This window comes from Aerococcus sp. HMSC10H05, assembly GCF_001806975.1.
In the GTDB taxonomy this organism is placed as follows: Bacteria; Bacillota; Bacilli; order Lactobacillales; family Aerococcaceae; genus Aerococcus; species Aerococcus viridans_B.
The window spans coordinates 1-8,798 of record NZ_KV786963.1; the positions used below are offsets into that span (position 1 = coordinate 1).

Genomic DNA, 8,798 nt, shown 5'->3' on the forward strand with positions numbered 1-8,798 from the left:
AAGTTAGCGCCCATGCCGGGCGCACCAAAAAGCTCTCTAAGTGCACGCTTAGAGAGCTGAGACAAAAAGTATTTATGGTTAGCTATATGGAACTAGCTAACCTCTTTTTATGCATCCTAATAATAAACTACATACCTAGTATAAACTGGATGCAAATAAATCTAGGTATGGTTAAATTGTAATTGGTGGATGAGTTGTTTTACAAGTGAAATATTTCACATTAGTGGTATATACCTTTTTGTTCGTTTTCTCTACATAGTTTTTACGAAAAAAAGCACATTTCTGTGCTTTTCATTTAATCATCCGAGCGAATAAAGATTTTATGATAAATAGTGTTGGTGGAAAATTCTAGCTCTACAATATATTTAATTTTTCTAGCAGTTTCTCAAATTCGGAAAAATCGTGAACGGCATAGTCTGCAGCTAACGGTTGGTTAGTATTTTCAAAATTAAAAAAAACAGTATGCCAACCACAATTTTTACCCGCTTGGATATCATTATGATAGTGATCCCCGATGTACAAAATTTCCTCGTTACTGATGCTTAATTTATCTTCAACATATTTAAAAATTTCACGAGATGGTTTAGACCAGCCTACAGATTCGGATATAAATACTTTATCCTTTGGAAAATATTGTTCTATTTGAAGTACTTCAATTTTATCTCTTTGATCTACTGTTGGACCGTTTGTTAAAATGAATATTGTTAAATTTGTTTCATTTTTTAGCCTACATAACACTTCATTTACTTTCTCTCTAGTCATTATTTTATTCCGAAAGAACCGGTATAGAACGTCAAAAAGTTTAGCTAAATTATTAGATATTGATCTTCCAAAATAGCTATACGTCCTTTTTACCCTATCAATTTTATACGTTTGTTTATCTTTATAACCTCTTGAGAACAAAGAATATTCTTCTATCGAAATTCTTTGTAATTCCATGTTAAAATCATCGAACGTGATATTTAAAGCACAGTACCTTTCCTCTATTAAATTAAAAACATTTCTATATATATCAAATCGATCATATAGTGTATCATCTAAGTCAAATCCTATAGCTTTAATATTCATTCAATCACCTCTTAATAATCGTTCTATTCCCACTTTAACACCGTCTTTATTATTTGGTAATGTCACAAAGTCAGATATATTTTTAACTTCTTCAATTGCATTTCCCATTGCAATTGCATGACCTGCCCTTTCCATTAATTCAATATCATTTGTACCGTCACCTATTGCAACCGTATCTTTCATATCTATATCTAAATAATTGGATAAATATTCAAGCGCAGTACCTTTATTCGTATCAATAGGTAAAAATTCAACTAAATAGGGTTGAGTAAATATTGGTCTTAGTCCTGGTATGGTAGATTCCAAAACTTTCTTTTCAATCTTTTTCCGTTCAGTAGGATGATAGAAAAGTAAAGATTTAAGAATATTGGTATTTTTATATTCCTCAATATCTAAATATCTAATGGTTGTTTTGTTTAACTTTTCCTCATGATCCATAAAATCATTATTCTGTGGCGAAAATCTATAATAGTTAAACTCATCTAAAATTGACATATCTAATTTGTAGTCTTCAAATTGGGTTAACAATTCCTTAAATAGTTTATTCGTTATCTGGTCACTTTTAATGATGGTTTTATCATTATTCAAAATTAATGAGCCATTTAGTGCGATAACGTAAACTAACTCATACAATTCTGGGGATAGCAGGTTTTTGATCCCATCAACTAAACGTCCTGTCGAAATAACAATTTTAATCCCCTTTTCACGAATAAGATGAATAAGAAAGTCATTTTGAACCGGTGTAACTATATTTTGATTATTTAGAAGTGTGTCGTCCATATCAATAGCGATTAGTTTCATATTTTCTCCTTTCAAAAAGGGCTATGACTGTTATGTCACCGCCCTTTTGTTCGACTATAATATTATTTTATTCTAAACCATCATCGGGATTACCTTGATTCCAAATAGGTTTTCCATCAATCAAGTCATCTACAGTACCAATTTTATATCCTTTTGAATAATAACCGTCTAGAATCCCTAATTTTTGGAAAACAGTTTGTTTGTATGCAATTTCTGCATTCCATTCAACAATATCCAAAATTTGTAGTGCTTTATTTAAAGCTTCAATTCCGTCATTTCCTGGTGTTAAGATTAAGACACCGTGACTATCAAGTAAGTATTCTTTAGGAAGTTCAATCCCTTTTTCTAACTCTGTTTTTACAATATGCGCTAGTTCAGGTGTTGTATTTGGTTCAAAATCTAATACTTTAATATGTTTTACTTTTTGAGTTGATTCAGTTAGATTTGGCATATCCAAATGACTAGTTGCCCAAAACATTGAATTTGGTGCATGTGCGTGGAATACAGATCTAATTTCTGAATTGGTATGATAACAAGCCATATGCATGTTAATTTCTCTCGTTAAACTACCCTCTCCTGCAACAATTTCTTCTGTATTTGGATCTACTACTAATACTTGTGCTGGTGAAATATCACCATAAAACGTTTCAGACATCATACTTGGCGTCATAATGATATATTCTTTTCCATCTGTATCCGTATGTTTAAAAGAAAAATTACCACCTGCAGCATTCGTATTTTTTCTATGGAAAGTTAAATATACTGCTTTTGCTAAAGCTTCTCTTTGCTCTTGAAATAAAATTCTACCTTTTGCCATTTTTTATCTACCTTCCTTTGATGATTTGCCATTTGCTAAAGCTTTTTGGAATTGTTTATGTTTTATATTTTGTTCTTCTTTTCTACTATAATATTCAGTCAAGATAGAACCACTTCCGTATCTATAAACGATAAACCCTAATATAATAGCTATAATATTAAAGGTTAATTCACCTGTATTTAGCCCGAATATAAAACAAGCTAGTGCTATAAAAAGAATCAAATACCATTTTATCTTAGTCATTATTTACAACTTCCGTTTCGTATCTTTTAGATGGTAACTTCGATTTATTCATTTCCTTACCTAACCAAACAAACAACCCAACGAAAAGTACCAATCCAATAATTGCCCACCATTGACCGTTGAACGCTTCAGCACCTAATATCCTTAATTCAGGTAATTCCATAGAAGACCATGTAATTAATCTGCCTTCCGGAACGTCAACTGAACCTGTTATTGTAGCTAAATCTGTTAGAATTGGTGCTAAATAAGTCGCACTATACAGGTATAGCGGAGAGAAAATAACACCTAAAACAAGCATTCTATAAAGGTTACCACCTGTCAGTAATAGACCACCTACTGCAATAGAGTAATTTAATACACCAGCAATGGGTAGAACTGTATTACCTGGTAGGAATAGAGAAAAACCGATAAAAATTGGAACAATTAAAATAAGCGTTACCCAAATTTCAGATCTACCTGCAAGAATAGGCCAATCCATACCAATATATACTTCACGATCTTTAAATTTAGATTTCATAAATTCTGACATAGCATCTGCCAGTGGCGAAAGCGATTGCATGAACAATTTACTAACAGTTGGGAACAATGCCATAGCGGTTGCTACTTGAATAGCCAAGTTCAGTGAACCAGAAACTGTATACGCACCTGCAAAACCGAGTAAAAGTCCAATTATGAATCCCATGACCGAGTTTTCAGAGAAAATGCCAATTTTCTTACGTAAAGCATCAGTATCTGATTTTTTATTTAAGAATGGGATATAATCCATTAATTTATTAACTGGTAACATTAATACTGTAGATAAATTCATTGGGTGTGTAACAGTAACTAAAGGGATACCTGTTAAATCTTCAATATGTCTTTGGAACATATCTCCTAGTTTAAGTTCTAGGACGATTTGAACAATTGCAACTAAAAAACCTGCCCAAAGTTTTCCACTCACGAAGTAGACCAAATATGCAGTTAAGGCTTTACCCCATACATTCCACATATCAACATTTAGCGTTTTAGTCCAATTTAGTAGAAGTAAAACTATATTTACACCTATTTGAATTGCAAAGAATACAAAAGCATATACCCATGACCAGGTGATTGAAGCAGCTCCTGTCCAACCTAAATCAATTGCTGGTAAGGAAATACCAGTATTTAATGCCATTGCTTCTGATGCAGGAGCAACAGCATCAGACATAAATCCAATAATTAAGTTCATACCCGTGAATGCTATCCCTAATGTAAGTGCTGAAGTGAAAGCTTTTTTCACAGGCATTCTAGCAATTAGTCCTAGAATAAAAATAATTATAGGGACAAAAACAGCTGATCCTAAATCTAAGACCCATTGAATAATATTTTGAAATATTTCCATATTTTATTCACTCCCATTTTTTATTATTCATTAGTTGCTTCAATAATTTGATTGTAAATATCATCTACACCAACACCTGTTAAAAATGGGATACCGGGAAAAACCTTTACTCCTAATGATTCCGCTTGATCAAGAACTTCTTGATCAGGTTTAGCGATAAACACATAAATAGATGAACTTGGTAACTCATTTGAAATTGATTTATAATCAACAGCTTCAACTGGGTAATTTACATTGTCTTCTTCAAATTTACTTTTGATTTTTTCCGCAATTGTTGTACTTGTCGCTACCCCACTACCACATGCTACGATTAATCTTTTTTTGTTTGCCATTTTAAATTCCTCCTAATAATTAATTTTCAAATTTATCTTTTAATAATGAATACATATTATTGCTAGAACTTATAGAATTGAATTCGCTTACAAAATATTCATCCATAAATAATTCCATAAGTTTTGCTAACAAACCTACTTGCTTATCGGGTTCATTAATACCTAAAAATAAAAATGAATCTACTGATAAATCTTTGTTGTCACCCATTTGTAAAAAATCTAGTTTTTTATTATTTTTTACAATATATACGAAGGGTTTTTCAATAAATTCTGGATCAGCGTGCGGCAACGCTATACTTAAAAATTTTGTTTCCAACCCTGTAGGGAAATTTTCTTCTCTTTCTGTAAGTGCATCTAAATATCCTTTATTCACATATCCTTTCTCATATAAGTCATTTGCAATTTCTACAAATAACCCTTCTTTTGAATTCGCTTTCATATTCAAGTTGATTAAATCTTCCTGTAACAAATTACTATATAACACATCAACACCTCCAAAATTTATTTAACTTTATTATACAACTTAGTGTTTGAAAGTCAACAATAAATGTTTGTTTAATGTTCTTTATGTGGTAGAATGATGTTAGAAAACGAACACGACCTAAAGGAGAATATATATGAAGCGTAATCGTCACAAAAAAATTACTTCTTTAATAGAAGATTCTGGCTATCTATCTGTACAGGAATTAGCAAAACTACTCAGTGTATCAGAAATGACTGTTAGAAGAGATTTGAAAGAATTAGATGAAAAAAAAATATTAGTAAAAGAACATGGTGGTGCTAAAAAAATTCAAGATATTCTTTCTACAGATCAGAAGATGCCAAAAAATATTAAAGAAAAAATGTATCTAGGTGGCATTATTAATTCTGTTATAAGCCCTGGGGATGTTATTTTTATTGGTGCTGGTACAACGCTTTATTATGCCTTGCCTTCAATTACCCAGAACTATAAATGTATTTTAACGAATAGTTTATTATCTTTTAATTATTTAGTTGAAAATGGTTACAGTAACATTGTGCTTACTGGTGGCGAATATTTCAGTCTTACTGGTGAATTTGTTGGTACTCACGCTGAGGAGATATTTGATTTATATAACGTAGATGTTGCATTTATTTCTACGAATGGTATCCATGACAGAAATATCACTACTTCTTATCCATCACTTGGTCGTATACAACATCAAATAATCAATTGTTCTAAAAAAACGTATGTTGTTGCGGATAACTCTAAATTCAATAAGTCAGATATTTTTACCTTTGCTACATTAGATGAAGTAACAGGCATTATTTCTGATAATAATATTTCAGATGATGTATTAAATAAGTATTCTAAATTTGGAAAAATCATAACTACAAAGGAGAAATGATAATGATTTTAACGATTACTTTAAATCCTTCCATGGATTTTATCTATTCCGTTGATGATTTTGTTTTAGGTGCAAATAATAGAACAAATCTACCTGTCAAAATGCCAGGTGGTAAAGGTATTAACTGTACACGGGCATTAATGTATTTAAAAGCGGATGTTTTGGCTTATACGGTTCTTGGTGGAGAAAATGGAAATGCTATTCGAAAATATTTAGAGAATGAAAATATGCCCTTAATTTCAAAAAAAATATCTGAAAATTCTAGAAATTCCTATACGATCATGCATAATGGTGGAATCCAGACGGAAATTGTTGAAAATGGACCCAAAATATCTAAATTAGAATCGAACGAGATTATTGATGATATTATTAATATAGTTAATGGCGAAGAACGTATTAATATTGTCACAGTGAATGGGTCCATAAATAATGACAATGATTTCTATTACGTAAGTCTTCTTACTGCATTACGAGAGAATGTTTCAAGAAAATTAGTTATTATTATGGATCAAAGTAAAAAATCTCTAAATAATATTGTAAATAATTCTGTTTATTCACCTGATTTTATCAAACCAAATGAAGTAGAGTTTGCAGAATTATTCAATATGAATTCTGAAGAAATTTCAAAAGAATCGATAATTAGTAAACTGACAGAAACTAAATCTAAAATCCCTAATATACTTGTTTCTTTAGGTGGGAATGGAGCAATTGCTAAATTCAGTGGGAATATCTATGAAGTAAGTATCCCTAGTATTAAGGTTGTTAATCCAACTGGATCAGGTGATTCAACCGTAGCAGGTGTTGCATCAGCAATTGCACGAAATTATAATGACAAAGATATCATTAGGTATGCTATGGCCTGCGGAATGGCAAATACTTTAGAAGAAGGTGTCGGTGTGTTATCCCTAGATAATGTCGAAAATCTGTTTGAACAAATTGATGTTACACTTGTTTCAGAAGAAATAAAAAAATAAACATATTCTCCTAGTATCATACGTATGATATGCTCCCCCTAAAGTAGACACTTAATAAAATAAGTCTACTTTAGGGGGAGTTTATTTATGACCAGAAAAATATATTCTGCTGTTATTTTAGAAAATTATATTCTAATATTTATTGAAGATGGCATAAGTTTTACAACTCTGGTAGAAAAGTATGGGTTATCGATGCATAACACCATATTCTATCAATATGTTAATAAATATCGAAAGTATGGTTTAGCAGCCTTACAATCTAGAAAATATAATAATTCATACTCTGAAGAACTTAAACTAAAAGTGGTGGAGGCTTATCTTAATAATGAAGGATCTCTTCGAGATTTGGCTTTAAGATTTAATGTGCCTGCTGTATCAACTGTAAGTTATTGGATAATGAAGTATACTGAGGGTAAAGAAAATAAAAAATATAGTGCGAAACCTGAGGTGTACAATATGAAATCTAGAAAAACAACGACTTCAGAGCGACTAGAAATAGTTAAAGATTGTTTAGTTAATAGCTTATCATATACGCAAACAGCTGAGAAATACCAGGTATCTTACAATAATGTTTACTCATGGGTACAAAAGTATAAAATGCATGGACCTGATGGTCTTATTGACGGGCGTGGTCGCAGAAAACCATCTACAATTCAAACTGAAACGGAACAGTTACGAACAGAAATTGCCGCTCTAAAGGCTAAAAATGAGTATCTTACAACAGAGAATGCTGTATTAAAAAAACTCGACGAGATAGAAAGAAGGTCGATATTAAAAGAACACGATATGAAGCGGAATTTCAAACCATTTCTTACCTCAAAGAAAAAGGATTTAAAATAACGTTACTTTGTCAAGTATTAGGCGTTAGTCGTGCTGGATACTATAAGTGGTTAAAACGAAAGCCAACGGCTGAAGAAATTCGTATCAATAATATTATTCAGACAATTATTGATGTGAATGAAGAAGTTGATGGTATCTACGGATATAGGAGAATGACTATCTATATGAATCACTTTTGTGAGGAGAAGGCGAATCATAAGTGTGTATATAGAGTTATGTCTCATCTAGGCATTAAATCAGTTATTCGAAAGAAACGATATCGCTATAAACCTCATAAGCCAAAAAATATTGCTGAAAATGTATTAAACCGGGAATTTAAAAAAGCTTATAAAGCTAAAGAAGTATTGTTAACTGATGTAACAGAATTAAAATACGGTAACCATTCTAAGGCCTACTTAAGTGCAGTTCTTGATTATGGTGAAAAGAAGATTATTGCCTGGAAATTAGGTACATCCAATAACAATCATCTTGTAGTCGAAACATTTAATCAAATTGAAGATCAACTATTACCACATAAGACATTAATTCATAGTGATCGTGGTTACCAATATACTTCGCATTGGTTTAAAGAATATGTGGAAAGAAATAAAGTTATTCAAAGTATGTCAAGACCAGGTTATTGCATTGATAATGGGCCTATGGAAAGTTTCTGGGGCATCCTTAAGGATGAATGTTATAGAAGAAAAGCACTTTGAAACTTTTGAAGACCTAGAGGATGCTATTAATACTTACATTGAATTCTATAACTCAAAACGAGTTTCTTTGTCTATGGGGTTAAAGATACCAGTGAATACTAAATAGATACTTTATTAGATTTTAAAATGACTAAAGTTGTTGCAGTTCGTTAAGTGATGACACTTTTGCCTTAGGATATATAATCGGGATGAATCCCGATTATATATCCTAAGGCAAAGAGACAAAAAATAGCTAACTGTAAAAAATTATTTGTATTTTGTAATTAAAAAGGTTCTGTGACAAATAGTGTTGGTGACCAAA

12 protein-coding genes are annotated in these 8,798 nt (G+C 31.4%); 5 read left to right on the forward strand and 7 right to left on the reverse strand.

Annotated features, from left to right (window positions below; all coding sequences use genetic code 11):
* Nucleotides 1-354 precede the first annotated feature (354 nt).
* From HMPREF3116_RS02510 to HMPREF3116_RS02540, 7 genes are all read right to left on the reverse strand, one after another.
* Complete coding sequence (locus tag HMPREF3116_RS02510; RefSeq protein WP_070467556.1) at nucleotides 355-1,068, reverse strand: HAD family hydrolase; 714 nt, start codon at nucleotides 1,066-1,068, stop codon at nucleotides 355-357.
* Nucleotides 1,069-1,869: a Cof-type HAD-IIB family hydrolase gene (locus tag HMPREF3116_RS02515; RefSeq protein ID WP_070467559.1), complete on the reverse strand. Its 801-nt coding sequence runs from the start codon at nucleotides 1,867-1,869 to the stop codon at nucleotides 1,069-1,071.
* Nucleotides 1,870-1,936: 67 nt separating this feature from the next.
* A complete protein-coding gene (locus tag HMPREF3116_RS02520) occupies nucleotides 1,937-2,686 on the reverse strand; it encodes a class II aldolase/adducin family protein (protein ID WP_070467562.1) in 750 nt (249 codons plus the stop codon).
* A gap of 3 nt (nucleotides 2,687-2,689) precedes the next feature.
* Nucleotides 2,690-2,929: a hypothetical protein gene (locus HMPREF3116_RS02525; protein WP_070467565.1), complete on the reverse strand. Its 240-nt coding sequence runs from the start codon at nucleotides 2,927-2,929 to the stop codon at nucleotides 2,690-2,692.
* Complete coding sequence (locus HMPREF3116_RS02530) at nucleotides 2,922-4,289, reverse strand: PTS galactitol transporter subunit IIC (RefSeq protein ID WP_070467568.1); 1,368 nt, start codon at nucleotides 4,287-4,289, stop codon at nucleotides 2,922-2,924. Before HMPREF3116_RS02530 ends, HMPREF3116_RS02525 begins: the two co-directional genes overlap by 8 nt.
* Nucleotides 4,290-4,312: 23 nt before the next feature.
* A complete protein-coding gene (locus HMPREF3116_RS02535) occupies nucleotides 4,313-4,621 on the reverse strand; it encodes a PTS sugar transporter subunit IIB (RefSeq protein WP_070467571.1) in 309 nt (102 codons plus the stop codon).
* A gap of 19 nt (nucleotides 4,622-4,640) precedes the next feature.
* Nucleotides 4,641-5,105: a PTS sugar transporter subunit IIA gene (locus tag HMPREF3116_RS02540; RefSeq protein ID WP_070467574.1), complete on the reverse strand. Its 465-nt coding sequence runs from the start codon at nucleotides 5,103-5,105 to the stop codon at nucleotides 4,641-4,643.
* 133 nt (nucleotides 5,106-5,238) lie between these two features.
* Between HMPREF3116_RS02540 and HMPREF3116_RS02545 the strand changes: the two genes are divergently transcribed.
* From HMPREF3116_RS02545 to HMPREF3116_RS09335, 5 genes are all read left to right on the forward strand, one after another.
* The gene (locus tag HMPREF3116_RS02545) at nucleotides 5,239-5,988 is read left to right on the forward strand and encodes a DeoR/GlpR family DNA-binding transcription regulator (protein ID WP_070467575.1); all 750 of its coding nucleotides are present in this window, start codon (nucleotides 5,239-5,241) and stop codon (nucleotides 5,986-5,988) included.
* 2 nt (nucleotides 5,989-5,990) lie between these two features.
* Nucleotides 5,991-6,962, forward strand: a complete 972-nt coding sequence (locus HMPREF3116_RS02550; RefSeq protein WP_070467577.1) for a 1-phosphofructokinase family hexose kinase — start codon at nucleotides 5,991-5,993, stop codon at nucleotides 6,960-6,962.
* 87 nt (nucleotides 6,963-7,049) lie between these two features.
* Nucleotides 7,050-7,802, forward strand: a complete 753-nt coding sequence (locus tag HMPREF3116_RS02555; protein ID WP_070467579.1) for a helix-turn-helix domain-containing protein — start codon at nucleotides 7,050-7,052, stop codon at nucleotides 7,800-7,802.
* Entirely contained in the window at nucleotides 7,799-8,497 is a 699-nt protein-coding gene (locus HMPREF3116_RS08865) for an IS3 family transposase (protein ID WP_246819027.1), read from the forward strand. Before HMPREF3116_RS02555 ends, HMPREF3116_RS08865 begins: the two co-directional genes overlap by 4 nt.
* Nucleotides 8,469-8,603 carry an IS3 family transposase gene (locus HMPREF3116_RS09335; RefSeq protein WP_168125763.1) on the forward strand — a complete coding sequence of 45 codons (135 nt, stop codon included), beginning with the start codon at nucleotides 8,469-8,471 and terminating at the stop codon, nucleotides 8,601-8,603. The genes HMPREF3116_RS08865 and HMPREF3116_RS09335 overlap by 29 nt, the downstream gene beginning before the upstream one ends.
* Nucleotides 8,604-8,798: the final 195 nt, after the last annotated feature.

What these genes read in the sequence shown, in the direction of transcription:
- HMPREF3116_RS02510 (WP_070467556.1), bottom strand. Translation starts at nt 1,068, where the DNA reads ATGAATATTAAAGCTATAGGATTTGACTTAGATGATACACTATATGAT.
- HMPREF3116_RS02515 (WP_070467559.1), bottom strand. Translation starts at nt 1,869, where the DNA reads ATGAAACTAATCGCTATTGATATGGACGACACACTTCTAAATAATCAA.
- HMPREF3116_RS02520 (WP_070467562.1), bottom strand. Translation starts at nt 2,686, where the DNA reads ATGGCAAAAGGTAGAATTTTATTTCAAGAGCAAAGAGAAGCTTTAGCA.
- HMPREF3116_RS02525 (WP_070467565.1), bottom strand. Translation starts at nt 2,929, where the DNA reads ATGACTAAGATAAAATGGTATTTGATTCTTTTTATAGCACTAGCTTGT.
- HMPREF3116_RS02530 (WP_070467568.1), bottom strand. Translation starts at nt 4,289, where the DNA reads ATGGAAATATTTCAAAATATTATTCAATGGGTCTTAGATTTAGGATCA.
- HMPREF3116_RS02535 (WP_070467571.1), bottom strand. Translation starts at nt 4,621, where the DNA reads ATGGCAAACAAAAAAAGATTAATCGTAGCATGTGGTAGTGGGGTAGCG.
- HMPREF3116_RS02545 (WP_070467575.1), top strand. Translation starts at nt 5,239, where the DNA reads ATGAAGCGTAATCGTCACAAAAAAATTACTTCTTTAATAGAAGATTCT.
- HMPREF3116_RS02550 (WP_070467577.1), top strand. Translation starts at nt 5,991, where the DNA reads ATGATTTTAACGATTACTTTAAATCCTTCCATGGATTTTATCTATTCC.
- HMPREF3116_RS02555 (WP_070467579.1), top strand. Translation starts at nt 7,050, where the DNA reads ATGACCAGAAAAATATATTCTGCTGTTATTTTAGAAAATTATATTCTA.
- HMPREF3116_RS09335 (WP_168125763.1), top strand. Translation starts at nt 8,469, where the DNA reads ATGAATGTTATAGAAGAAAAGCACTTTGAAACTTTTGAAGACCTAGAG.